Here is a 22,378-nt window from a genome sequence, read left to right on the forward strand (position 1 = left end):
AGCTACACGCGCAGGTGCTTGCAAAAATGAACGAACCCCTGGACGATACGCTCTCGCCCGAACTGCTGAGCTGGGTGACATCCGCCAATAAGCCTGATACGGACTTTCCAATTCAGAATCTGCCATTCGGAAGGTTTCATACGTCTGAGGACAGCGCCTGGCGGATCGGCGTGGCAATTGGCCAATATGTGCTTGATCTCCGCAAGGCGGGGCTTATCGGCCACGGTGACATGAATCGGTTGATGCAAGCCACTCCCGCTGAGCGCCTTGCCTTGCGCCAGGCTATTTCAGCTGGTTTACGCCAAGGAAGCGCACAACGCGACCTCTTTGAGGCCGCTTTGCTACCACAAACCGCCGTAACGCTGGGCCTTCCCTGCGAGGTCGGCGACTACAGCGATTTTTATATCGGCATTCATCACGCCACTGAAGTGGGCCGCCAGTTCCGTCCGGACAGCCCGCTGCTTCCCAACTACAAATGGGTGCCCATCGGTTACCACGGGCGGGTTTCCACCCTGCAAGTCAGCGGCAGCTCATTTCACCGCCCCATGGGCCAGGTCAAAACACCCGAGGCATCCGAGCCGGTGCTGCAACCCAGCGCGCGCTTGGACTTCGAACTAGAACTCGGTATCTTCGTTGGCCAACCCAACCGGATGGGCATGCCCATTCCCATTGAACAGGCCGAACAGCATGTTTTCGGCCTTACCTTATTCAACGATTGGAGCGCGCGCGACCTGCAAGCCTGGGAATACCAGCCACTGGGCCCTTTCCTCGCCAAGAGCTTTGCCAGCACCGTCTCACCATGGATGGTCACCATGGACGCGCTTAAACCGTTTCGTCGTCCTTTTGTGCGCCCAGAGGGTGACCCTGACCCTCTGCCATACCTGGATTCTGCCGATAATCGCGCGCAAGGAGCTATTGATATCGAGATGGAAGTCGTGCTTCAAACTGCAAGCATGGCGCAGCAAGGCCACGCAGGCGATGTCATTGCTCGCTCGAATTTCGCTCAGGCCGCCTACTGGACAGTTGGGCAGCTACTGGCCCACCATAGCGTCAACGGCTGTGCATTGCGCCCAGGCGACCTGCTTGGCTCGGGGACACTATCTGGGCCAACCAAGGAACAATATGGTTCCATGCTGGAATTGACAACCGGCGGCAAGCACCCACTCACGCTATCCAATGGCGAGACACGAACGTTCCTGGAAAATGGCGATACCATCATTCTGCGCGCATATTGCCAACGGGAAGGCGTGCGGCGTATCGGGTTCGGGGAATGCCGCGGTACCGTACTGCCCGCCCTCAGCCAGGCATGATGTTGCTTTAACTACACCACTGAAAGACCTGTAGCGAAAAAAACCCCGACGCCTGTGTTGGGCGACGGGGGTAAAGGTACACGCCGGAACATTAGCCCCAGCGCGTACTCAGTGCCCAGTGTTTAATACATTGGCACTACGCGAGTGGGGCCGGTGCCACTGATAACGCGCACACGCTGCCCTACGCCGATTGCTACGTCGGCCTCCTGGGCAATGACACGTGTTTCACCGTTATCCAGCCGCACGGTGATTTCCAGCCCGGCCGATTTACCCATCTGGTGTTCGACGGCATCGCCAGCCATCGCACCCAGCAAGCCGCCACCGATAGTCGCCAGCACTCGCCCACTGCCGCCACCGATGCCGCTGGCCGCCACGCCGCCTAGCGCGCCGCCAGCCAGAGTGCCTGCGCCGGTCGTGCGTTCTTTCTGAATGACCACGTTGCGCACCGCTTCTACAGTACCCAGCCGTACGATTTGTTCACGCTGCGCCTGCCCATAGGTATACACGGAGCTGGATGCGCTCTGATGGGCACAACCGGCCAGTACGGTTAGCGAGCCGACGACTGCCAGTGCGGCAAGCCAGCGCCGCGACACCAGGCCGGGGTTTGTGTTCTGTTTGATCGACGTTGTATTCATGTGTCGCTCCTGTGCTTTCGCTGCCGCCCTACAGGCTCATGCCGTAGTGGTCTTGCAGCATCGCTTCAATGTGTTGACGGGTAGGCCGATGGTTTTGCGGGCCACGCGAGGCCACCTTGATGCTACCCATGATATTTCCTAGTTTACATGCGTCCTGCAAATTCCAGCCACGAGTCAGGCCATGCAGCAGCCCCGCGCGATGTGCATCGCCACAACCTGTGGGGTCAACCACTTGGTCCACCTTGAGTACGGGAACTTCGACACGCTCACCGCCTTCGTAGACCACCGAGGCCTCGCTGCCATGCGTGACAATCACGCCTTTCAGGCCTTTGGCGATCTCTTCCATCGTCTTTCCAGTACGCTGCACGACCACGCTAGCTTCATACTCGTTGACGCAAAGTATGGAAGCCATTTCCAGCATCTGTTGAATGTCATTGCCATCAAACAGCGGCATGGCTTGCCCCAAGTCAAACACAAAGGGGATTCCGCTCGCGTGCATGCGGCGGGCATGTGCAAACATGCCGTCCTTTGCATCAGGTGCCACAATACCCCAGGCCGCCTGTTCACCGCTGATGTCGTTATCGGCCGACTTTTCCATCGCCCCAGGGTGAAACGAAGCAATCTGGTTGTTATCGAGATCAGTAGTGATAAAGCACTGGGGCGTATACATGTCGGGCAGTACTCGCACCAAGCTGGTATCAATGCCCAGTTCCTGCATGTACTCCAGATAGTCGGAGGCATCGCTTCCCACCGTTCCTACCGGCACAGGCTGGCCGCCCAACAGTCTCAGGTTATAGGCGATGTTGCCCGCACAGCCGCCGTACTCCTTGCGCAGGCTGGGAACAAAAAAAGACACACTCAAAGACTGGATACTGTCAGCCAGAATGTGTTCTTTGAAGTGTCCTTCAAAAACGGCGATGGTATCGAATGCGATCGAACCACAGATCAGGACTTTTTCAGACATATTGTCACTCATATTCAGGGAAAGAATTTATCCAGCTGATAACCATTGGGTTGCAAGCCTCGTACCGCTACTGGCAACTGCACCTTGATTTCGCTACCCGCGGCAAACGGGCCTTGCCGTAATTCGGCAGGCACCCAGACATCAGAGGCCAGATTGCGCCGCACCACCACGGCGCCCGATGCATCTTTAAGGTCAAGCACTAAGGTCGGCCATTCCTGCGGCTGAGCGTGCGTATTGCGTAGAGTGACTTCCAGCATCAGCTTGGATACCTCTCCATCGGGTGAGCCGCTGGCACGCAAGGCGGAACCGGTAATGGCGATCGCCTCAATGCTGCGCTCATACGGCACGACACAGCCCAGGCGCTCACAAGCTGTTTCCAAAGAAGGCCTCAGCCCGGGAAAAGCATTCGCCAACTGCGCCCGATACACGTACACCCCTTGCAGGGCAAGCAGTATCAGGCCGCATAATGTCAGCAACGCCCAAACCGGCGTCATCCATGCACGCTGCCGACGCGCTTCTACCATGAACTCAGGCTGATAGCGTTCAGAGCGCCGCGCTTCGTGAGGCTCGACAAACAGGTAATCGTCGCTGTCGTTATCGTGTTGCTGCTGCTCAACCGGGCTAGCGGCCCGAGGCGTCTGTGCGTGGGCATCGTGCCGGGGGCCCGGGCGCGATGTCGCCGCTGAAATTGTGAAGTCCGGTGACGCAGTCGCATGGGCGCGCGGGCCGCCGCGTTGGCGCAGTACGGAAGGCAACCGGGGCTCATCATCACCCAGATCACCACCCGGAATTGGCATGGATGGAACAACCGGCTCTTTGGTTGGCTCGGCAGACGGCCGGCCACTTGCCGCACCACTTATTGAAAATGGCTGAGCAGGTTCCGGCGTATCAATCTGAAAGCGCTCAGAAGACGGAATGATGAATTTTTTTGGTGAGGAATCTGGCTGATCAAATGCGCTGGAAGCATTAGCTTCCGACAGTGCGGGCATAGAAGGCTCAACCACCGGTTGCCTGAAACCGCCAGGCCCTGCCGGGCGGGCAGGGCCACTCGCCATCGCCGCCTCGAAGCCATCAAAAATATGCGCACACTGAACGCAACGGATATAGCCTTTACGAAGCTGCAACTGCTCAAGAGAAACCGGGAAGGCGGTTTCGCATTCCGGGCAACGCGTGGTCAGCTCCATGCTCATACTACCTGCGGGTCAAACCGTCGGGCGTCGGCCGTGCAGGCAGACCCAACCGTCGCGAGCCCTCCAGACTTCCATCTGCAGCCATGGCTCATAAGCGGCTGCGACCTCTTCGGCCTGGCGTTCCAGCACGCCCGAAAGTACCAAGCTACCCCCCGGCGCCACCCGGTTCGCCAACATGGGCGCCAGTACTTTCAAGGGATTCGAAAGAATATTGGCCACGACCACTTCAAACTGCCCCTCGCCCAACGCATCGGGCAGGCAGGCGTTCACGCTCACCTGATTGTTAAGCGCATTATCGCGGGTGGACTGCACAGCCTGCTCGTCGATATCAACGGCATCGACACTAGCGGCACCCAACATGGATGCAGCAATCGCCAGAATGCCCGAACCACAACCGTAATCCAACACGGTCGCGCCGCTGGGCAGGCTGTCTGCCAGCCACTCCAGGCAAAGATGAGTGGTGGGATGACTGCCTGTGCCAAAAGCCAGGCCAGGGTCGAGCTCGATACGAATGGCGCCGCTATGTGAGGCGTGGTTGGCTGTGATTTCGGGATCGTTGGCATGCCAGCTTGGAATAATCCAGATGCGTGCACCCACTTGGATGGGGCCGAACTGTGATTGCGTCAGGCGCACCCAGTCTTCATCGGGAACCTCACGTACCTGCCATTGCCCTTCGGCGACCGGCGCACCGGAAAGATCGGCCATTTGTTCGAGCACTTGCGCTGGGTCCAGACCGTCGGGCAACAATGCCACCACACGGTTATTGCGCCATGCCTGCACGGAAGGTTCCAGGCCCGGCTCGCCATAGAGCGGCGTTTCAGTGTGCGTATCGCTGTCAGCATCTTCGACCGATACCGCCAGCACACCGATATCCAGCAGAATATCTGAAAGAGATTCCGCTTCTGCCTCGGGACAGCTTAAAACCAGTTCACGCATGTTTTTTTCCGTGAACAAGCCCGGGGCGAACCCGGGCCTGCGCAATCAGGCCCGTCTGTTTAGGGCCTTTGGGACAACTTGTGCTCAAGATAATGAATGGGCGTGCCGCCTTCGATGAAGCGCGCGTCCGCCATCAGTTCGCGATGCAGGTCGATGTTGGTCTTGACCCCCTCGACCACCATTTCCGACAGGGCAATACGCATGCGGGCAATGGCTTGTTCGCGAGTATCACCATAGGTGATGAGTTTGCCAATCATGGAATCGTAGTTCGGCGGCACGGTGTAGCCGGAGAATACGTGCGAATCCATGCGCACCCCTGGCCCACCCGGCACGTGCCAATTGGTGATGCGCCCTGGGCTGGGAATAAACTTGAAGGGATCTTCGGCGTTGATCCGGCACTCGATGGAATGGCCTTTGAACTGCACATCGCGCTGACGTAAGGTGAATTTTTCACCAGAAGCGATCAGAATCTGCTGTTGTACAAGATCAATACCCGTGATCATTTCTGTCACGGTGTGCTCGACCTGAATACGGGTGTTCATTTCGATGAAATAAAACTCGCCGTCTTCGTACAGAAACTCAAATGTGCCGGCGCCCCGATAGCCCATGCCACGGCAGGCTTCAGCGCAACGTTCGCCAATGCGTTCGATCAGCCGCCGCGGAATACCGGGCGCGGGCGCTTCTTCGATAACTTTCTGGTGACGCCTCTGCATGGAGCAGTCACGTTCGCCCAACCACAGTGCATTGCGACCGCCATCGGCCAGCACCTGCATTTCAATATGGCGTGGGTTCTCAAGGAACTTCTCCATATAGACTTCTGGGTTGTCGAATGCAGACTGAGCTTCGGTACGAGTGAGCGCCACCGCATTCAGCAATGCCGCTTCGGTGTACACCACCCGCATACCCCGACCGCCGCCGCCGCCCGCTGCCTTCACGATGACCGGATAGCCAATCTCGCGCGCAATGCGCAGAATTTCGGTGGGGTCTTCGGGCAAACCACCTTCAGAACCGGGCACAATGGGCACACCGGCCGCAACCATGGCCTGCTTGGCCTTGACCTTGTCACCCATCACGCGGATGGTCTCTGGCCGTGGGCCAATAAAGACAAAACCGCTTTTTTCGACCCGTTCAGCGAAATCGGCGTTTTCGGCCAGAAAGCCATAACCAGGGTGAATCGCCTCGGAATCTGTGACCTCTGCCGCCGAGATAATGGCAGGCATATTCAAGTAGCTGTCACGCGGCGAGGCAGGGCCGATACAAACGGACTCGTCGGCCAGTCGCACGTATTTGGCATCGCGGTCGGCCTCGGAGTGCACGACCACTGTCTTTATGCCTAGTTCGCGGCAGGCCCTCTGGATACGCAGCGCGATTTCACCGCGATTGGCAATGAGGATTTTCTCAAACATGGATCAGCCAATGACAAACAGGGGTTGACCGTATTCGACCGGCTCGCCGTTCTCGACGAGAATTTCCTTAATCACGCCGGCTTTGTCAGCTTCGATTTCATTGAGCAACTTCATGGCTTCAATGATGCACAGGGCGTCGCCTTCTTTGATGCTCTGGCCGACTTCCACGAACGGTGCAGCGCCTGGGTTGGGAGCGCGGTAGAAAGTGCCCACCATGGGCGCCTTGACCACATGCCCGGCCGGCACTGCTGGTTCAGCGGGAGCACTTGGCGCGGCGGCTGCCGGCGCAGCCGCGACGGGAACCACCTGAGTCTGCATCGGCACCGTCACCTGATTGGTTTCAGAGAACTTGACGATTCTGACCTTGCCATCACCCTCGGTGATTTCAAGTTCGGCAATGCCGGATTCGGCAACCAGATCAATGAGGGTCTTGAGTTTTCTAAGGTCCATACCAACTTTCCGTAACATGGCCCCGCCATTGTTTTGCAGGGCCCATGCATATGTTTGAAAAAAGAAACGCCAGCGTTTATCCGGCCAGAGCGTACAGCAAAGCCGCCTCGTAACCGAATGCTCCCAACCCCGCTATCACTCCCTGAGCAGTACTCGACAGGTAGGAGTGATGGCGGAACGCCTCTCGTTTATAAACATTCGATAAATGCACTTCAACGAAAGGAATATCAACGGCTGAGAGCGCATCCCGTATCGCAACGCTGGTATGCGTATACGCAGCCGCGTTGATGATGATGTATTCCGTGCCGTCACGCCCCGCTTCCTGTATGCGATCTACCAGAGCACCTTCGTGGTTGCTCTGGTACACAGACAGCCTGGCACCCCGTTCGGCCGCCAGGTGTTCGAGACGTTGATTGATATCGGCCAGGGCAAGCCTGCCATAGACCTCAGGCTCGCGCGTGCCGAGCAGGTTGAGATTAGGGCCGTGCAGAACCAGAATGCGCTGCGCCATTATGAAAATCTTATGAAGACAGACCGCCTTTTTACGCCAAAAAGCCCTGTTTGTCCATTAAGCCTGCTGCACATAGGCCGCCTACAAGCTTGCCAGATAGGCATCGAGATCATCAGGATCGACCTGTCCCAGGATGTCCCGCGCGACTTTGGAGTCAGCATCGAAGATCACTGTATAAGGTAACCCACCTTTGCGATTACCCAGAGTTTTCATGATTTGCACGCCTCCATGCCCCGCCACCAGCAAGGGGTAGGAGACTTGGACTTTCTGCAAGAAACGTTCAATATTTGCCTGGCTATCTACGCCTATGCCCACGAAAGTCATATCGGTGTATTTGCGCGATAACGCATCAAGGTCAGGCATTTCCTTGACACAAGGTGCGCACCACGTTGCCCAGAAATTCACAACCAGCGGACGCCCGGCATACGTGGATAACGGTACCGATTGGCCCTGCATATCGGGAAAAGAACTTGCCAGAAACACTGCGACCGCATCTTCCTGAGATGCAGCCAGCAAGGGCAAAGGAGCCAGCGCGGCGGCAGCCGCCGCCAGCCCATGACGCAGAAAAATTCGCCGTTTCATGTTGCCGTGCCTTGATGGTAATAAGGATCACAAACGATGATAGCACCCGGGCTACCAGTCATCGGTGAAACCCGGTTGCCGGCTGCCACTACAATAGGCTCCGGAGGAAAATCATGCACTTGCACATCATTGGCATCTGCGGCACTTTCATGGGTGGTTTGGCGCTTATCGCTAGAGCGGCCGGGCATACCGTCACGGGTTGCGACGCCGGTGTCTACCCCCCCATGAGCACGCAGCTTGAGCAACAGGGTATTGAGCTCATCGAAGGCTTCGAGGCCGACCAGCTGGCGCTGCGGCCCGACCTTTTCGTGGTTGGAAACGTCGTTAGTCGGGGTAACCCGCTCATGGAGGCCATACTCGACGCGGGCCTGCCATACGTATCCGGCCCGCAATGGCTGGGTGAAAACATCTTGCGGGGTCAGCATGTGCTGGCCGTGGCGGGCACCCACGGAAAAACCACCACTTCAGCCATGCTGGCCCATATCCTGGAAGCCAACGGTCTGGAACCCAACTTCCTGATCGGCGGTGTAGCCGAAGATTTTGGCATCTCCGCCCGCTACAACCCCGAGCGCACGCACTTCGTGATCGAGGCCGACGAATACGACACCGCTTTCTTCGACAAGCGCTCGAAATTCGTTCATTACCGGCCACGCACAGCGATTCTGAACAATCTGGAATACGACCACGCCGATATCTTCCCCGATCTGGCGGCCATTGAAACGCAATTCCACCATTTGGTGCGCATCATCCCCTCCCAGGGCCGCGTCATCCTGCCAGCCGACGACCTCGCTCTGCAACGCGTTATCGAACGCGGCTGCTGGACGCCGACTGAATCTTTCGGGCCCGGCGGCAACTGGCAGGCGGAAGGCGAACCGCAATCAGGCCACTTCAATGTGCTGTTGAACGGCCAGCATTCAGGCGCAGTAAGTTGGTCGCAGAGCGGCGCCCATAATCAGCGTAATGCTCTGGCTGCCATTGCCGCCGCCCGCCAAGCTGGCGTTGAGCCAGCCCAAGCCATCGCCGCACTCAATGACTTTCGCGGCGTGAAACGACGCATGGAAGTGCGCGGCACCGTAAACGGTATCACCGTATACGACGATTTCGCCCACCACCCGACCGCCATCGCCACCACATTGGCAGGGCTGCGCCACCAACATCCGCAGGGGCGTATTCTGGCCGTCGTCGAGCCTCGCTCCAACACCATGAAGCTTGGAGCCATGGCCGCCCGCCTGCCCGGCTCGTTAGAGCAAGCTGATCTCGTTTTCTGCTACGGGGAAACCTCCGGCAAGCATGCGCTGGGCTGGGATGCCGCTGCAGTGCTTGCGCCCTTGGGAGAACGCGCTTCCACATGGCACGATATGGATGCCATGGTGGCGGCCATTGTGGCGGGCTCTCAGCCTGGCGACCACATTCTCGTTATGAGCAACGGCGGCTTCGGCGGAATACATAATCGTCTTTTGCAACGCCTGAAAAACAACGGAGCGGCCACATGATTCTCTACCTGCATGGTTTCCGCTCATCGCCGCAATCCACCAAGGCCAGCATGCTGGCCCAAGCAGTCCGGGAAGCCGGCCGCGCCGCAGATTGGGTCTGCCCACAGCTGCCCCCCAGCCCGCACGAGGCGTTGGTACTCTGTACCGGCCTGATCCAGCAGCGTATTGCACAAGGGATGGACTCCAAAACCGAGCTCGTCGTTCTGGGTTCGTCACTAGGCGGCTATTACGCCACCTGCCTGGCTGAAGCCTGGCAATGCCGTGCCCTGCTCTTCAACCCCGTGGTGCATGCAGCCCGCGACCTGGCCACCCAGGTGGGCGAACACACCATGTGGAACTCCGACGAGCGCTTCCATTTTCTGCCAAGCTATGTAGACGAGCTTGCCGACATGGCCGTGCCACGCCCCGCGCAACCCGAACGTTATTACCTTCTGGCCGCCAAAGGTGACGAAGTCTTGGATTGGCGCGAGATGGTGGAGTTCTACCAAGGCTGCGAACTACGCCTGCTGGAAGGCAGCGACCACGGCATTTCCGATTTCTCGCAGTGGCTGCCGGAAGTTCTTGAACGCGTCCTGCGAACTCAATAGACAAACCCGCCGCGCACAGCGGCACCTGAAAAAGACATCATGCACGTCCTTTACGAAGAAAGCGGCACATTCAAGGCCGCGCGGATTTTTTCCCGCAGCGATTCCACCATGCAGGTGGAGTCCGAATCGGGCAAGCGCAGCAAAATCAAGAATGCCATCGTACTATTTGAGTTCGACTCGCCCGAACCCGCACAGTTGCTCAGCCAGGCACAGGCGGAAGCCGAGAAAATAGAAATCGACTTTCTGTGGGAATGCGCTCCCCAGGAAGAATTCGAGGCCACAGTTTTTGCTGAAGACTATTACGGACATGTGCCCAGTGCGGTAGAAAAAGCCGCATTGATTTTTGCGCTGAATAGCGCCCCGGCCTACTTTCACCGCCGCGGTAAAGGCCGCTATCGCCCCGCTCCACCCGATATCCTGGCCGCCGCATTGGCCGCCATCGAAAAGAAACGCTTGCAGGCAGAGCAGCAGCAGCGTTGGACAGATCAGCTACTAGCCGGCGAATTGCCGGAGGAAATCGCCCAGGTTGCGACCTCCTTGCTAGTTAAGCCCGACAAAAACTCGAATGAATGGAAAGCCTTTGCTGCTGCGGTGGAGCAGAAGCGCACCACACCCGAGCAACTTCTGCTGTCTGTAGGCGCTTGGCCCCATCCTCTGGCCCTGCACCAAACTCGCTTCATGGCCACCCATTTCCCTAAGGGCGCCACCTTTCCCGATCTGGCGCTTGCTTCGTCGAGCCAGTTCGATGACCTGCCGATCGCAGACGTTGTGGCCTACTCCATGGATGACAGCTTCACCACCGAGGTGGATGATGCGCTGTCAGTGACTATGCTGGGCGAGAACGTCATGCGACTGGGCATCCATATCGCTGCGCCTGGTCTAGCCATTGAGCGGGATGACGACATCGACCGTCTGGCACGCTCCAGAATGTCTACGGTGTATATACCCGGTCACAAAATTCCGATGCTGCCCGATTCGCTCATCACGGCTTTTTCCCTTGATGCGGGCGAACTGCGGCCGGCGCTTTCCCTCTATGTGGACGCCAATCTGGAAACCGGCGAAATGCTAGGCAGCGAAACCCGCTTGGAGCGCATACGCGTGGCGGAAAATCTGCGCCACAACCTGCTTGATGAAGCCGTTACCGTCGAGGCGCTGGCCGACCCTTCCGCCCACATTCCCTACGGAGAGTGGCTGCGACCTCTTTGGCGCTATGCCTTGCATTTGAGCGCCCAGCGTGAGGCCGTACGAGGCAAGCCCGAAAATAACAGCCGGGTCGAATACAGCTTTGTGCTGGAAGGCCCGCACGACGACCCCGACACCAAGGTGAAGTTGGTCCCGCGCCGTCGCGACGCGCCGCTGGATCGCATCATCGCGGAATACATGATTCTGGCCAACAACTTGTGGGGCGGGCTGCTGGCGCAGCACGATGTCCCGGGCATTTACCGCTCACAACAAGCAGGCCGGGTGCGCATGTCCACTCATGCTCTGCCCCATGAAGCCATCGGTGTGCCCTATTACGCTTGGTCCACCTCGCCCTTGCGCCGCTATATTGACCTGATTAACCAGTTGCAGGTTATTGCAACAGCCCGCCACGGCGTGTCGGCACGGCTTGCCGCCCCCTTCAAACCCAAGGATGCAGATCTCTTCGCTATTATTGGCGCTTTCGATGCCCAGTACGCGGCTTGGGGAGACTACCAAAGCGCCATGGAGCGCTATTGGTGCTTGCGGTGGCTGCAACAACAGGACATCCGAGTGATCACCGCCACGGTGTTACGTGATGATCTGGTCCGACTGGATGGCGCACCGCTGGTGACGCGGGTGCCCGGCCTGCCCGCACTGGAACGCGGCCACCAGGTGACGATTGAAATCCTCGGCTACGATGAGCTCGCCCTTGAACTGGAGTGCAGGCTGCGCGACACTGCTCCTGTCTGATTTCTCTAGCCGTCTGTTGCCATGTCCGTGCTCACCGCCCGCCTTCTGCAAATACGTGGACGCCGCGATGATTATCTCGGCTTGGCTCTGCTGATTTCCATCGCGGTTCATGCCAGCCTGCTGGCCGTACGCTTTGCCGGCCCTCCAGCGGTGGCGCCGCCCAACACCACTATGGAAGTCGTTTTACTGAATGTCCAGGGCGATACCCCACCCCTGCGGCCCCAAGTGCTGGCTCAACATGACTTTGATGGCGGCGGCAGCGATGCCGCCGGCCTAGCCGCCACTCCGCTGCCGCGTACCGCCACCGACACCCCTCATGAGGTTGTGCTGGCCGCCATGTTGCAACGCCAGAAGGAGCTGGAAGCAGAACAGGAGCGCCTGTTTGCCCTGTTACAAGCCCGCGCCGACGCACCGACAGCACCCGACACGCCCCAACCGGACACCCCGCCCGGCGAACCGGGCGATGACGAGCTTCGCCAGGAAAGCCTGATTATCAATGCCCGGATCGCAGCCCTCAAGGAAAAAATCGAACAATACAACGCCAGGCCGCGCCACCACTTCGTTGGCCCTTCTGCCGCCTCAGCGCCAGAGGCACGCTATATAGAGGCTTGGCGCCGCAAGATTGAACTGCTGGGCACCGAGCATTACCCCCTGGAAGCCCGAGGGAAAATCTACGGCAGCCTGCAATTGACGGTTTATATCCGGCGCGATGGTTCGCTTGAACGCGTAGAAATCGACCGTCCCGCAGAACATGCCGTACTCAATCAGGCGGCCTTGCGTATTGTGCAACTGGCCGCACCGTTTCCGCCCTTGCCGCCCGAGCTGGCGCACGATACTGATATCCTCGCCATTACCCGTACTTGGAACTTCACACACGAACAACTGGAAACCCGGCTACCCTGAAGTACAAGATCTCACTGAGTACAACCGCTTCAATCATCTGCTGGAACTTCACACCCACCCATGACCGAAACCCACTTTCTCCGCTATGCAGTTATCGGCAACCCCATTGAACACAGCCGCTCACCCGCCATTCATCAGGCTTTCGCCAAACAATGCGGCATTGAACTGGAATACGGGAAACTGTTAGCGCCTCCCGAGGGTTTCACAACAGCAGTTGACGAATTTTTCTCACAAGGCGGCCATGGCCTGAATGTGACCGTGCCGTTCAAAGAAGAAGCATTCGAACTGGCACGCGATGCATTAAGTCGCCGGGCTGAATTGGCCGGCGCCGTCAACACACTGTGGATGGATCAGGGCCGCCTGCATGGCTGCAATACGGACGGCGTAGGCCTGCTGGCCGACTTACGGCGCCTGGGGCACGACCCAGCCGACCGGCGGGTTTTGCTGGTGGGTGCAGGCGGCGCCGCGCGCGGAGTACTATTGCCCTTGCTGGAGGCAGGCTGTACCCACCTGCGCATTGTTAACCGCAGCGTTGAACGCGCCACCGGGCTGCACGCCGAAACCGCCGCCGGGCTGCCGCAATTTTCCGGCCTTCTATCCTCAGGCGCACTGGCTGACGCCGGCACTGAGTGGGACATTGTTATCAATGCTACATCCGGCGGGCTGTCAGGTCAGGCGCCGGCTCTGCCGGAAGATTTGTACGCAGATGGAGCGCTCGCCTATGACATGGTGTATGCGAGCAAACCCACCCCGTTCATGGAACAAGCCCGCGCTGCAGGCGCCCACCAATGCGCCGATGGGCTGGGCATGCTGGTTGGTCAGGCGGCGGCCAGCTTTGAAATCTGGCATGGGGTGCGCCCTGAAACAGAAGCCGTGCTGACCATGTTGCGCAACGAGTTAAGCGCTTCCTAAACGCTACACCATGTGGGTTTTCCGTCTATTCAGAATCTTTATTCTTGCCGGCGTCGTTCTATTTGCCCTATATCAGATCGGCCTGTTCATCTTGGTGCTGTGGTACGGCTTTTTCAACCCGTCAAACACTGCCGTGATGCAACAGACCTTGCGCGAGCTACGTCGAGAAAACCCCGAAGCCCAGTTATTGCATCAGTGGGTGCCCTACGACCAGATCAGCGTTAATCTGAAGCGAGCGGTAGTTGCATCTGAAGACTCGAACTTCATTAATCATTCGGGTGTTGAGTGGCAGGACATTAAACGCGCCTGGGAACACAACCGCAGACAAGCCGCCAGCGGCGGCACTGCCATTCGCGGCGGTTCCACCATTTCCCAGCAGCTGGCTAAAAACCTGTTTCTGTCTAATTCACGCAGCTATGTTCGCAAAGGGCAGGAGCTTATCATCACGTACATGATTGAGCTCACCATGAGCAAAGAACGCATTCTGGAGCTTTACTTGAATTTCGCACAATGGGGTGTGAATGTTTTTGGTGCTCAGGCAGCGGCTCAGCATTATTACAAGAGTCAGGCGTCAGATTTGAGTTCAAGCCAGGCGGCACGCCTAGCATCCATGCTGCCGCGCCCCGCTTACTACGACCGTAACGGCAACACCCGCTATCTGCAATCACGCACCGCCACCATACAAAAACGCATGAGGCTGGTTGAAGTCCCCTGAATAGCGGTGCAACGACCATTGCAGGAATGTTAACCTTGCATATTTAGCTCTTCGAACATTACTTCAGAATTCTCATGCGCACGGCCCGCCGCTATCTTGCGAAAGAGATCTACCGATCCAGCTCTGTCGTGCTTATCGCCTTGCTGGGCCTGTTCACGTTCTTTGCCCTGATCGAAGAGCTCGACAAGGTCGGAACCCAGTTCACCTTGATGAACCTGTTCTACATGCAGGCGCTGGCATTACCCACCTATTTGTACGACCTATTACCTATCGGGGTTCTGATCGGCTCTGTGCTGGCTTTGGCTGGGCTGGCGCAGCGCAATGAACTCGTGATTTTGCGCGTCTCCGGCATTAGCGGCCTCAAGCTTCTGGGCATGCTCTGGGTGGTGACCATCCCCTGGGTAGTGGGGGCCTTTTTGCTTTCTGAAGTTATTACGCCTGCAGCGGAACTCAAAGCCAGTGAAGTCAGCCTGAATCTTCTGGGCCGCGCCGAAGGCGGGCGCATGAGCAGCGGTTACTGGTTTAAAGAAACTGACGCCCAGGGCGGGACCCGCATCATTAATATTTCCAAGCTGAATACCAATGGTGCGGTCAGCCAGATCACCCTGTATGAGTTCCGCGCCGGCCAAGAACTGACTTCGATATCGCAAGCGGAACACGGGCAGTTTACCGATGGCACCCTGCTGCTCAAAAACGTAACCGAAACCATTATTGATGAAAGCTCGGTACAGGCGCTGGCCGATACCACCCCCCCTTCCGCGCCCGTGACGCGCGTCGAGCAGCGAGCTGAGCGGCTGCTCAACACCACCCTGACGCCCGAACGCCTGATCGCCCGGGTACTAACGCCCGAACGCATGTCGATTCTCGATCTGGCCGACTACATTAACTATCTTTCGGACAACAATCTGCAAACGGATCGGCAAGTTGTTGCGCTATGGCGCAAGGTCGCCTATCCCTTCACCCTTTTCGTGATGATGACCATCGCCGCGCCCATTGCTTTCATGCAGACCCGCAAGGGCGGCGTCGGCAGCAAAGTATTCATCGGCATTCTGCTTGGTGTAGGCTTCTTCATGGGTAACCAGCTTGCCCTGAACGTGGGCATGCTAAGCCGCTGGGCGCCCTGGGTAACGGCATTGGTGCCCAATCTGGCAGCCTTGGCCATCGCCTTCGGTGCACTATTGCTGATGGAAAATCAACATGGGGTACGCCGCTTTATCCAGAACCGCGTGCCCTGGAGCAAAACTCTGGCATGACCACTCACCCCCCCATCTGGATGATAGGCGACTTGCAAGGTTGCAACGATGCCCTGCAGCGCCTGCTTGATCATCCTGACATCGCCGCCGACCGGAACGCCCGTTTCTGGTTTGCCGGAGACCTTGTCAACCGCGGCCCGGACTCTCTGAAAACCCTGCGCACAATTATGTCGCTGGGCGATCGCGCCACCTGCGTGCTTGGAAATCACGACTTCCACCTGCTGGCCATTGCTGCAGGCTTCAAAAAGCCCGGTAAATCCGATACCTTTGACGAGATCCTCGCTGCACCCGATGCCGAAGGCATTCTAGATTGGGTTCGGCATCGCCCCCTACTGCACCGCGAGCATAATCACATCATGGTGCACGCTGGCATTCTGCCGCCCTGGAGCGCGACTCAGGCACAAGAACTGGCTCGTGAAGTGGAAACCGCCATGCGCGGCCCACGTTGGGCGACGGCATTAGAAAAAATCTACGGTAACGAGCCGAACTACTGGGACAAAAACCTGGAAAACGGCAAACGCCTGCGGGTGATCGTCAATGCCATGACGCGCATGCGGATGTGTACGCCCGATGGTCGGATGGATTTCTCACATAAGCACGCTCCCGACTCAAAAGGCGGGCTGGTGCCGTGGTTTGACGTGCCGGGCCGTGTCATTGAAGATGAAACCATCGTGTTCGGGCACTGGTCGACATTGGGGCTGATGATACGCCCCGACGCCATCTGCCTGGACACCGGCTGTGTATGGGGCCGCCAGCTCACCGCCTTACGTCTGCATGACCACAAGCTGGTACAGGTGAATTGCCACCCCTTCAGGGCGCCCGCCACACAGGGTTGAAAGCCCGTCGGCAGCGGTGACTCAGACGCTGCCCGCGTCTGTTTTCACGATGCCACGAATCATCTCGTAGGCGTGTCCGGCTACCCCCGCCCGGCCCATCTCAGCACACTCGGCCGCGCTGATGACGGGGCAGAACACCAGTTCCACTACCGTGCCGGTTGCTGTCAACAGGTTCCAGATATTGTGCACCAGTGTCTGTTCACCCACGAAGGCGTAGCGCGTCGTGCGCTCGCCGCGCCGCCAAAACAGCAGGGCGACCGGTTGAATATCAACACCCGCACGCAAGGCCGGCTCAAACAGACTGGTATGGAAGGGCGAGACATCCAGCCCCATAGACGTCGTACCCTCAGGAAACAAGCCAACGGCCTCGCCTCGGGCAAAACGCTCGTTCATCTGGTGGCCGACCGCCCGCACAGCATGACGACGGCCGCGCTCAATGAATAGGGTGCCTGCCCCCGCTACCAGCCAACCGATGATTGGCCATTTACGGATATCGCTTTTGGCAATGAAGGACACCGCTCTCACGCTGTCCATCACAAAAATATCGACCCACGACACATGGTTGGCAACCCACAGCACTGCGCCATTCAGTTTGGGCTCACCACGGTAACGCACAGACACGCCGCAACAGGCCATTAGCACACGCGACCAATGATGGATCATCCATTGCCGCTGACTCAGGCGAACAACCGGAAATATCACGATGACGGTGAACAGCCCGCCTAGCAACCAGCTTACAAGCAACACCAGCCGAACCGGAAATAACAACAAACCCACCCGGTCAGCCCTCTTGTTGTTGTGCGGAAAGCGTGTCGAAATAGCGCTGAAGAATCAGCGCGGCAGCCACGGCATCGTCATCTTCGTTGGTGCAGAGTATGCCCTGCGCCTCAACGCTGGTGCCGCGTTCATCAACCAGCTCGACAGCGAGCCCGTAACGCCCATGCAGTTGATTGGCAAAACGGCGGCAACGCAAAGACGCGTATTGCTCGCCGCCTTCAGGAGTCAATGGCAAACCGACGACCACGCGATCGGGCTGCCATTCATCCAACAGCTCGCTTATAGCCTGGAAGCGCTGAACGCGTGTCACCGGACGCAGCACACACAACGGCCTGGCGTGTTGCGTCAGTGTGTTGCCTATGGCCACGCCTATTTTTTTTACGCCGTAATCGAATGCCAATAGAGTTTCCTGAGAAAGCGCGCCTGAGGCGCCCGATACGGCTTGTTCAGGCATGACCGACGTCGCCCGTCAGCATAATGGGGTTTGTGATGCCCAGTTGAGCCAATGCGGCATCGTAGCGCTTTTCCGGCTCCATATCGAACAGAATATGGTTGGTGGCATCCACATGCAACCAGGCGTTCTGTGACATCTCGTCTTCCAACTGACCGGCGCCCCAGCCTGCATAGCCCAGGGTAATCAACATGTGTTCCGGCCCCTTGCCAACCGCGACGTCCTGCAACACGTCGCGCGAGGTGGTAAGAGCGATCTCACCTAGCTTGATACTGGAGCTGTAGCCTTGCGCCGGCATATGCAACACAAACCCACGGTCTGTCTGTACCGGCCCTCCGAAAAACACCGGGGCCTGTTGGCGGGCGCCAATTTCTAGTGATAGCGGCAGATCAAGCCGTTTGAGAAGGTCTCCCACGGTGAGATCGGTAGGGCGGTTGATCACCAGCCCCAATGCGCCTTGCTCGGTGTGTTCACACACATAGATCACCGTATTGGCGAGACTGCCCCCCACTTTTCCGGGCATGGCCACAAGCAGCTGCCGGGACAGGTTGAGAACGTTTTCGGACTGAGAATCATCAATCATGGCTCACCTCCTGGCTTGGCTATTAACAGCGACAGCGCCACTCGGCAACATCGCACGGATCAGACCTCGATCAACTCGAAGTCTTCTTTACGGGCGCCACATTCCGGGCAGACCCAGTTGGGGGGGACATCCTCCCAACGTGTGCCGGGGGCAATACCCTCTTCGGGAAGACCTGCTTCCTCATCATATATCCATCCACAAATCAAACACATCCAGGTTCGCATGATTTTGTTGCTCACTTTAATGGGGAAGCCGTGCGGGCATGCGGCGGCTTCCTATAGAATGGGGCCAATGTTACTAAAACCAAGGGGGCTACCAGTATGAGGAACGCCCCTGACTCCACCTTTATCGTGTCCGCAGCGCCACTTCCCATCATATTGATTTTCGGGCCCTTCGACCCCAGCGGTTCGACCGGCTTACCCGCTGACGCCGTCACCAGTGCTGAGCTGGGCTGTCACGCCATTTCGGTACTGACAGGCTCACTGGTACAGGATACTGCCGTCACTGAGAACATTGAGCCTATACCCCCAGAGTTCATGGATGATCAGGCCCGCTGTCTACTGGAGGATATGCCAGCGCATGCGATCAAGGTCGGTGCGCTTTATACAACGGAATCCGTCAGCGCGCTTGCCCAGATTGTGGCCGACTACAGTAGCATTCCGCTGGTTGTTCACCTGCAGCGCATGCCGCACGTATCGATCGAGGATGAGTTCGACGCCGAAGACACGCAGGCTGCGCTGCTGGAACTCGTACTGCCGCAAACCGACCTGGTGGTGGCCGACCACACCTTGCTGCAGCAATGGCAATCTCATGGCTTGCTGCCGGGTCACACGCTGGAGCACGTTATGGAAGCGTTGCTGGATTACGGCGCGAGCGCCTTGCTGGTATCGGGCGCGCCTGGTGCAGGAGCGCAACGCGATTATCTCTTGCGCGACGAACATGGCCAGACCACACGCTGGTCATCGTCTGTCAACGATCCCGTCAGTGACAGCGCCGGCCTACTGGCGACCGTCCTGACAACAGAGCTGGCGCGCGGCGCAGAGCTCCAGCAAGCAGTGGATCGCAGCGTGACCATTGTGAACGCCATGGTCAAACGCATTTTCCAGCCCGGCATGGGCGGGCGCATCTTAAACCGGAGCCGTACATGAATACCTCGTTGCGTTTTCCTCGTGGCCTGTATGGCGTGTCTCCCGAATGGGACGACACCAACCAAATGCTGGCCGCCATCCGCGCCGCAGCAGCCGGCGGCATGTCTGCTTTTCAATGGCGACGCAAAACCGCCGCCCCGGATGAGCGAATCGAACAAGCGCGCCAGGTGGTGCAACTGTGCCGCGATCTCGGTGTCATCAGCATCATCAACGACGACTGGCGCCTAGCCGCCCTCATTGACGCCGACGGCGTACACCTTGGCCGGGACGACGGCAGCCTGGCCGATGCCAGACTTGCACTGGGGCCGGAAAAAATTGTCGGCTGCTCCTGCTATAACGAGCCCGCGCTCGCCGAACGCGCTTTGCTTGCCGACGTCGATTACGTCGCCTTCGGCGCCATGTACCCATCCAGCGTCAAACCCGACGCCGTGCGCGCCCTACCCGAGCACTTGCGCCAAGCGCAGCAGATTGTCGCGAACGCTGAAGGCGCGCGACCCGCCGTCGTGGCGATTGGGGGCATTACTGCAGAAAACGCGCAAGCCGTCGTCCAAGCGGGTGCCGACAGCATCGCTGTCATCAGCGGCCTGTTTCTCGCGCCCGATATCGAAGCCGCAGCCCGACGCTGCACTGAGCTATTCATTTGATCGTCTATCATTAACTATTGCCTGAAATTCGGCCTCATTTATTCTTATCGAGCGAGATATGACACGTAATTCTGAATTATTCGATCGTGCCTGCAAGACCATCCCCGGCGGCGTCAACTCACCGGTTCGCGCTTTCCGTTCCGTAGGCGGCACGCCGCGATTCATTCAGCGCGCTCAAGGCGCCTATGTGTGGGACGCCGACGGCACCCGCTACATTGATTACGTTGGCTCCTGGGGCCCTGCCATCCTGGGTCATGCCCACCCGGAAGTTGTTGAAGCCGTGCAGAAGGCCGCCGTTAACGGCCTGTCTTTCGGTGCGCCCACTGAAGCAGAAATCGAAATCGCCGAAGCGATTGCTGCCCGCCTGCCATCTATGGAACAGGTTCGTCTGGTCAGTTCCGGCACGGAATCCACCATGTCAGCCATACGGCTGGCTCGCGGCTACACAGGCCGTTCGCGCATCATCAAGTTCGAAGGCTGCTATCACGGCCATGCAGACAGCCTGCTGGTTAAAGCCGGTTCTGGCATGCTTACGTTCGGCAACCCCACGTCTTCCGGCGTGCCTGCTGAATTCATTCAACATACTCTGGTGCTCGACTTCAACGACCTGGATGCCGTGGCCGCCGCCTTTGCCAAATACCCGGACGAAATCGCCTGCATCATTGTTGAACCCATTGCAGGCAACATGAACTTGGTCAAACCGCGCGAGGGCTTTTTGGAAGGCTTGCGGGAGCTTTGCACAAAGCATGGCACCGTACTCATTTTCGATGAAGTCATGACAGGCTTTCGGGCCGGCCCGCGTGGCGTTCAGGGCCTCACCGGCGTCCAGCCCGACCTGACCACCCTGGCTAAAGTGATCGGCGGCGGCATGCCCGTTGGCGCCTTCGGCGGGCGTGCCGACATCATGGCCCATATCGCCCCGTTGGGTGGCGTGTACCAGGCCGGCACTCTGTCCGGCAACCCGGTCGCCGTGGCTGCCGGGCTGACCACGCTGCGCCTGCTCGACGAACCCGGCTTCTACGACAACCTTGAAGCCCGTTCCGCACAATTGGCAAAAGGCTTGGAGCAACGCGCGCGCGCCGCAGGCATCCCATTCAGCGCCGATTTTGTGGGTGGCATGTTCGGTCTGTATTTCCGCGACGGCATCCCCACCACGCTGGCTGAAGTTTCCGAGTCAGATGTCGAAATGTTTAAGCGCTTTTTCCACGGCATGCTTGACCAAGGCGTGCATTTCGCCCCGTCTGCATTTGAAGCGGGCTTTGTCTCGGGCGCACACACCGAAGCCATCATCACCGAGACCCTGGATATCGCCGAAAAGGTATTCGCCACGCTCAAAACAGCTTGAACGAAACGACTCCGGTCGCCAATCGTTGATTTCCTGCCAAACATCAAGGCAGGGTCAATTATCGATACCTAAACTGTGCAGACATTGCCGGCTGCCCCCTGGCTGGCTCTTGGAGACAAGGTCTGCACATGAAAGATTCTCACACCCTCGGCGTGGTTGGCTGTGCTCTCCCCGACCGCGAAAGCTGGGCGCGGCCCAGCAACACGCTGGACTTGCACCTGTGGTTGCGTCTTCTTACCTGCAGCACACTGGTGGAAAACCGGGTACGCAGCCTGATGCGCAGTCAGTTCGAGACCACCTTGCCGCGCTTCGATCTCATGGCTCAACTGGCCGACGCGCCACGCGGACTCAAAATGAGCGAGCTGTCGCGCCGCATGATGGTGACCAACGGCAATATCACCGGCATTACCGACCAGCTTGAACGCGACAGCCTGGTCGAACGGGTCAAAGTCGATACCGACCGGCGCAGCTGCATCATCCGCCTGACAGCCAAAGGCAGGCAAAGCTTCCGCAGCATGGCGAACGCTTACCAGAATTGGGTGGGCGAATCCTTCCAGAAGATGCCTTTAGAGCGCCGGCAGCTGCTCTTTGAATTGCTGGGTGAACTCAAAGCGGCCGGGCTGGCCGATCAGACGCCGCCCGGTAGTGCATAGACGCACCAGCACAATTCGCCCCACAGGCGTAAACACCCGCTTTGGCTCGTCGCGCACGGACATTCAGGCAGTCTGGCAAACAGGACACTGCGGCCTGTTGCGGATAGAATAAACGGTTCCATTCCCTGGCGCCCCTTCATGGGGGCTCCTTATCTGCCTGCA

25 protein-coding genes are annotated in these 22,378 nt (G+C 58.4%); 13 read left to right on the top strand and 12 right to left on the bottom strand.

Annotation, left to right across the window (positions count from 1 at the left end):
* Nucleotides 1–26: 26 nt before the first annotated feature.
* A complete protein-coding gene (fahA, locus tag VRY85_RS11750) occupies nucleotides 27–1,310 on the top strand; it encodes a fumarylacetoacetase (RefSeq protein ID WP_414598787.1) in 1,284 nt (427 codons plus the stop codon).
* 122 nt (nucleotides 1,311–1,432) lie between these two features.
* Here fahA and VRY85_RS11755 read toward each other — a convergent pair whose 3' ends face one another.
* The 8 genes from VRY85_RS11755 to VRY85_RS11790 all read right to left on the bottom strand — a co-directional run bounded on the left by VRY85_RS11755 (nucleotide 1,433) and on the right by VRY85_RS11790 (nucleotide 7,984).
* A complete protein-coding gene (locus tag VRY85_RS11755) occupies nucleotides 1,433–1,945 on the bottom strand; it encodes a glycine zipper 2TM domain-containing protein (RefSeq protein WP_414598788.1) in 513 nt (170 codons plus the stop codon).
* A 28-nt stretch (nucleotides 1,946–1,973) separates the two neighbouring features.
* A complete protein-coding gene (locus tag VRY85_RS11760) occupies nucleotides 1,974–2,909 on the bottom strand; it encodes a carbohydrate kinase family protein (RefSeq protein WP_414598789.1) in 936 nt (311 codons plus the stop codon).
* Nucleotides 2,910–2,923: 14 nt separating this feature from the next.
* On the bottom strand, nucleotides 2,924–4,099 hold the full coding sequence (locus tag VRY85_RS11765) for a zinc-ribbon and DUF3426 domain-containing protein (RefSeq protein WP_414598790.1): 1,176 nt from the start codon (nucleotides 4,097–4,099) through the stop codon (nucleotides 2,924–2,926).
* A 12-nt stretch (nucleotides 4,100–4,111) separates the two neighbouring features.
* Entirely contained in the window at nucleotides 4,112–5,035 is a 924-nt protein-coding gene (prmA, locus tag VRY85_RS11770; RefSeq protein ID WP_414598791.1) for a 50S ribosomal protein L11 methyltransferase, read from the bottom strand.
* A gap of 59 nt (nucleotides 5,036–5,094) precedes the next feature.
* Nucleotides 5,095–6,441 carry an acetyl-CoA carboxylase biotin carboxylase subunit gene (gene accC, locus VRY85_RS11775; protein ID WP_414598792.1) on the bottom strand — a complete coding sequence of 449 codons (1,347 nt, stop codon included), beginning with the start codon at nucleotides 6,439–6,441 and terminating at the stop codon, nucleotides 5,095–5,097.
* 3 nt (nucleotides 6,442–6,444) lie between these two features.
* The gene (gene accB, locus VRY85_RS11780; RefSeq protein ID WP_414598793.1) at nucleotides 6,445–6,891 is read right to left on the bottom strand and encodes an acetyl-CoA carboxylase biotin carboxyl carrier protein; all 447 of its coding nucleotides are present in this window, start codon (nucleotides 6,889–6,891) and stop codon (nucleotides 6,445–6,447) included.
* 76 nt (nucleotides 6,892–6,967) lie between these two features.
* The gene (gene aroQ / locus VRY85_RS11785) at nucleotides 6,968–7,402 is read right to left on the bottom strand and encodes a type II 3-dehydroquinate dehydratase (RefSeq protein WP_414598794.1); all 435 of its coding nucleotides are present in this window, start codon (nucleotides 7,400–7,402) and stop codon (nucleotides 6,968–6,970) included.
* A gap of 81 nt (nucleotides 7,403–7,483) precedes the next feature.
* Nucleotides 7,484–7,984: a TlpA family protein disulfide reductase gene (locus VRY85_RS11790; protein ID WP_414598795.1), complete on the bottom strand. Its 501-nt coding sequence runs from the start codon at nucleotides 7,982–7,984 to the stop codon at nucleotides 7,484–7,486.
* A 113-nt stretch (nucleotides 7,985–8,097) separates the two neighbouring features.
* On the opposite strand from VRY85_RS11790, the gene mpl reads away from it, so the two are divergent.
* The 8 genes from mpl to VRY85_RS11830 all read left to right on the top strand — a co-directional run bounded on the left by mpl (nucleotide 8,098) and on the right by VRY85_RS11830 (nucleotide 16,615).
* A complete protein-coding gene (gene mpl / locus VRY85_RS11795; protein ID WP_414598796.1) occupies nucleotides 8,098–9,477 on the top strand; it encodes a UDP-N-acetylmuramate:L-alanyl-gamma-D-glutamyl-meso-diaminopimelate ligase in 1,380 nt (459 codons plus the stop codon).
* On the top strand, nucleotides 9,474–10,064 hold the full coding sequence (locus VRY85_RS11800; RefSeq protein WP_414598797.1) for a YqiA/YcfP family alpha/beta fold hydrolase: 591 nt from the start codon (nucleotides 9,474–9,476) through the stop codon (nucleotides 10,062–10,064). The genes mpl and VRY85_RS11800 overlap by 4 nt, the downstream gene beginning before the upstream one ends.
* A gap of 39 nt (nucleotides 10,065–10,103) precedes the next feature.
* Nucleotides 10,104–11,996, top strand: a complete 1,893-nt coding sequence (locus VRY85_RS11805; RefSeq protein WP_414598798.1) for a ribonuclease catalytic domain-containing protein — start codon at nucleotides 10,104–10,106, stop codon at nucleotides 11,994–11,996.
* Nucleotides 11,997–12,017: 21 nt separating this feature from the next.
* Nucleotides 12,018–12,899, top strand: a complete 882-nt coding sequence (locus VRY85_RS11810; protein ID WP_414598799.1) for an energy transducer TonB — start codon at nucleotides 12,018–12,020, stop codon at nucleotides 12,897–12,899.
* A 60-nt stretch (nucleotides 12,900–12,959) separates the two neighbouring features.
* The gene (gene aroE, locus VRY85_RS11815) at nucleotides 12,960–13,811 is read left to right on the top strand and encodes a shikimate dehydrogenase (RefSeq protein ID WP_414598800.1); all 852 of its coding nucleotides are present in this window, start codon (nucleotides 12,960–12,962) and stop codon (nucleotides 13,809–13,811) included.
* 10 nt (nucleotides 13,812–13,821) lie between these two features.
* Nucleotides 13,822–14,526 (top strand): monofunctional biosynthetic peptidoglycan transglycosylase, encoded by a 705-nt coding sequence (gene mtgA / locus VRY85_RS11820; protein WP_414598801.1) that lies wholly within the window; start codon nucleotides 13,822–13,824, stop codon nucleotides 14,524–14,526.
* 74 nt (nucleotides 14,527–14,600) lie between these two features.
* Nucleotides 14,601–15,779 carry an LPS export ABC transporter permease LptG gene (gene lptG / locus VRY85_RS11825; protein ID WP_414598802.1) on the top strand — a complete coding sequence of 393 codons (1,179 nt, stop codon included), beginning with the start codon at nucleotides 14,601–14,603 and terminating at the stop codon, nucleotides 15,777–15,779.
* Nucleotides 15,776–16,615: a symmetrical bis(5'-nucleosyl)-tetraphosphatase gene (locus VRY85_RS11830; protein ID WP_414598803.1), complete on the top strand. Its 840-nt coding sequence runs from the start codon at nucleotides 15,776–15,778 to the stop codon at nucleotides 16,613–16,615. Before lptG ends, VRY85_RS11830 begins: the two co-directional genes overlap by 4 nt.
* A 21-nt stretch (nucleotides 16,616–16,636) precedes the next feature.
* Here VRY85_RS11830 and VRY85_RS11835 read toward each other — a convergent pair whose 3' ends face one another.
* Genes VRY85_RS11835 through VRY85_RS11850 form a run of 4 tightly spaced genes read right to left on the bottom strand, consistent with a single transcriptional unit; the run spans nucleotide 16,637 to nucleotide 18,650 of the window.
* On the bottom strand, nucleotides 16,637–17,362 hold the full coding sequence (locus VRY85_RS11835) for a lysophospholipid acyltransferase family protein (protein WP_414598804.1): 726 nt from the start codon (nucleotides 17,360–17,362) through the stop codon (nucleotides 16,637–16,639).
* Between the two features lie 34 nt (nucleotides 17,363–17,396).
* The gene (gene ruvX / locus VRY85_RS11840; protein ID WP_414598805.1) at nucleotides 17,397–17,846 is read right to left on the bottom strand and encodes a Holliday junction resolvase RuvX; all 450 of its coding nucleotides are present in this window, start codon (nucleotides 17,844–17,846) and stop codon (nucleotides 17,397–17,399) included.
* Entirely contained in the window at nucleotides 17,839–18,426 is a 588-nt protein-coding gene (locus VRY85_RS11845) for a YqgE/AlgH family protein (protein ID WP_414598806.1), read from the bottom strand. The genes ruvX and VRY85_RS11845 overlap by 8 nt, the downstream gene beginning before the upstream one ends.
* 59 nt (nucleotides 18,427–18,485) lie before the next feature.
* Complete coding sequence (locus tag VRY85_RS11850; protein WP_102068856.1) at nucleotides 18,486–18,650, bottom strand: rubredoxin; 165 nt, start codon at nucleotides 18,648–18,650, stop codon at nucleotides 18,486–18,488.
* Between the two features lie 96 nt (nucleotides 18,651–18,746).
* Here VRY85_RS11850 and thiD point away from each other — a divergent pair, with 96 nt between their 5' ends.
* The 4 genes from thiD to VRY85_RS11870 all read left to right on the top strand — a co-directional run bounded on the left by thiD (nucleotide 18,747) and on the right by VRY85_RS11870 (nucleotide 22,216).
* Nucleotides 18,747–19,574, top strand: a complete 828-nt coding sequence (thiD, locus tag VRY85_RS11855) for a bifunctional hydroxymethylpyrimidine kinase/phosphomethylpyrimidine kinase (protein ID WP_414598807.1) — start codon at nucleotides 18,747–18,749, stop codon at nucleotides 19,572–19,574.
* A complete protein-coding gene (thiE, locus tag VRY85_RS11860) occupies nucleotides 19,571–20,218 on the top strand; it encodes a thiamine phosphate synthase (protein ID WP_414598808.1) in 648 nt (215 codons plus the stop codon). The genes thiD and thiE overlap by 4 nt, the downstream gene beginning before the upstream one ends.
* A gap of 58 nt (nucleotides 20,219–20,276) precedes the next feature.
* Nucleotides 20,277–21,563, top strand: a complete 1,287-nt coding sequence (gene hemL, locus VRY85_RS11865) for a glutamate-1-semialdehyde 2,1-aminomutase (RefSeq protein WP_414598809.1) — start codon at nucleotides 20,277–20,279, stop codon at nucleotides 21,561–21,563.
* A gap of 128 nt (nucleotides 21,564–21,691) precedes the next feature.
* On the top strand, nucleotides 21,692–22,216 hold the full coding sequence (locus VRY85_RS11870; protein WP_414598810.1) for a MarR family winged helix-turn-helix transcriptional regulator: 525 nt from the start codon (nucleotides 21,692–21,694) through the stop codon (nucleotides 22,214–22,216).
* Nucleotides 22,217–22,378: the final 162 nt, after the last annotated feature.

This window comes from Achromobacter sp. F4_2707 (assembly GCF_047501535.1).
GTDB lineage: Bacteria > Pseudomonadota > Gammaproteobacteria > Burkholderiales > Burkholderiaceae_B > Yanghanlia.

Bases quoted from the DNA above. Each gene is read 5' to 3' on its own strand.
- accB (WP_414598793.1), bottom strand. From the start codon at position 6,891: ATGGACCTTAGAAAACTCAAGACCCTCATTGATCTGGTTGCCGAATCC.
- VRY85_RS11850 (WP_102068856.1), bottom strand. From the start codon at position 18,650: ATGCGAACCTGGATGTGTTTGATTTGTGGATGGATATATGATGAGGAA.
- VRY85_RS11845 (WP_414598806.1), bottom strand. From the start codon at position 18,426: ATGATTGATGATTCTCAGTCCGAAAACGTTCTCAACCTGTCCCGGCAG.
- VRY85_RS11805 (WP_414598798.1), top strand. From the start codon at position 10,104: ATGCACGTCCTTTACGAAGAAAGCGGCACATTCAAGGCCGCGCGGATT.
- VRY85_RS11765 (WP_414598790.1), bottom strand. From the start codon at position 4,099: ATGAGCATGGAGCTGACCACGCGTTGCCCGGAATGCGAAACCGCCTTC.
- prmA (WP_414598791.1), bottom strand. From the start codon at position 5,035: ATGCGTGAACTGGTTTTAAGCTGTCCCGAGGCAGAAGCGGAATCTCTT.
- VRY85_RS11870 (WP_414598810.1), top strand. From the start codon at position 21,692: ATGAAAGATTCTCACACCCTCGGCGTGGTTGGCTGTGCTCTCCCCGAC.
- aroE (WP_414598800.1), top strand. From the start codon at position 12,960: ATGACCGAAACCCACTTTCTCCGCTATGCAGTTATCGGCAACCCCATT.
- hemL (WP_414598809.1), top strand. From the start codon at position 20,277: ATGACACGTAATTCTGAATTATTCGATCGTGCCTGCAAGACCATCCCC.
- thiD (WP_414598807.1), top strand. From the start codon at position 18,747: ATGAGGAACGCCCCTGACTCCACCTTTATCGTGTCCGCAGCGCCACTT.
- VRY85_RS11800 (WP_414598797.1), top strand. From the start codon at position 9,474: ATGATTCTCTACCTGCATGGTTTCCGCTCATCGCCGCAATCCACCAAG.
- VRY85_RS11760 (WP_414598789.1), bottom strand. From the start codon at position 2,909: ATGTCTGAAAAAGTCCTGATCTGTGGTTCGATCGCATTCGATACCATC.
- accC (WP_414598792.1), bottom strand. From the start codon at position 6,441: ATGTTTGAGAAAATCCTCATTGCCAATCGCGGTGAAATCGCGCTGCGT.
- ruvX (WP_414598805.1), bottom strand. From the start codon at position 17,846: ATGCCTGAACAAGCCGTATCGGGCGCCTCAGGCGCGCTTTCTCAGGAA.
- lptG (WP_414598802.1), top strand. From the start codon at position 14,601: ATGCGCACGGCCCGCCGCTATCTTGCGAAAGAGATCTACCGATCCAGC.
- aroQ (WP_414598794.1), bottom strand. From the start codon at position 7,402: ATGGCGCAGCGCATTCTGGTTCTGCACGGCCCTAATCTCAACCTGCTC.
- fahA (WP_414598787.1), top strand. From the start codon at position 27: ATGAACGAACCCCTGGACGATACGCTCTCGCCCGAACTGCTGAGCTGG.
- VRY85_RS11755 (WP_414598788.1), bottom strand. From the start codon at position 1,945: ATGAATACAACGTCGATCAAACAGAACACAAACCCCGGCCTGGTGTCG.
- VRY85_RS11830 (WP_414598803.1), top strand. From the start codon at position 15,776: ATGACCACTCACCCCCCCATCTGGATGATAGGCGACTTGCAAGGTTGC.
- mtgA (WP_414598801.1), top strand. From the start codon at position 13,822: ATGTGGGTTTTCCGTCTATTCAGAATCTTTATTCTTGCCGGCGTCGTT.
- VRY85_RS11790 (WP_414598795.1), bottom strand. From the start codon at position 7,984: ATGAAACGGCGAATTTTTCTGCGTCATGGGCTGGCGGCGGCTGCCGCC.
- VRY85_RS11810 (WP_414598799.1), top strand. From the start codon at position 12,018: ATGTCCGTGCTCACCGCCCGCCTTCTGCAAATACGTGGACGCCGCGAT.
- mpl (WP_414598796.1), top strand. From the start codon at position 8,098: ATGCACTTGCACATCATTGGCATCTGCGGCACTTTCATGGGTGGTTTG.
- thiE (WP_414598808.1), top strand. From the start codon at position 19,571: ATGAATACCTCGTTGCGTTTTCCTCGTGGCCTGTATGGCGTGTCTCCC.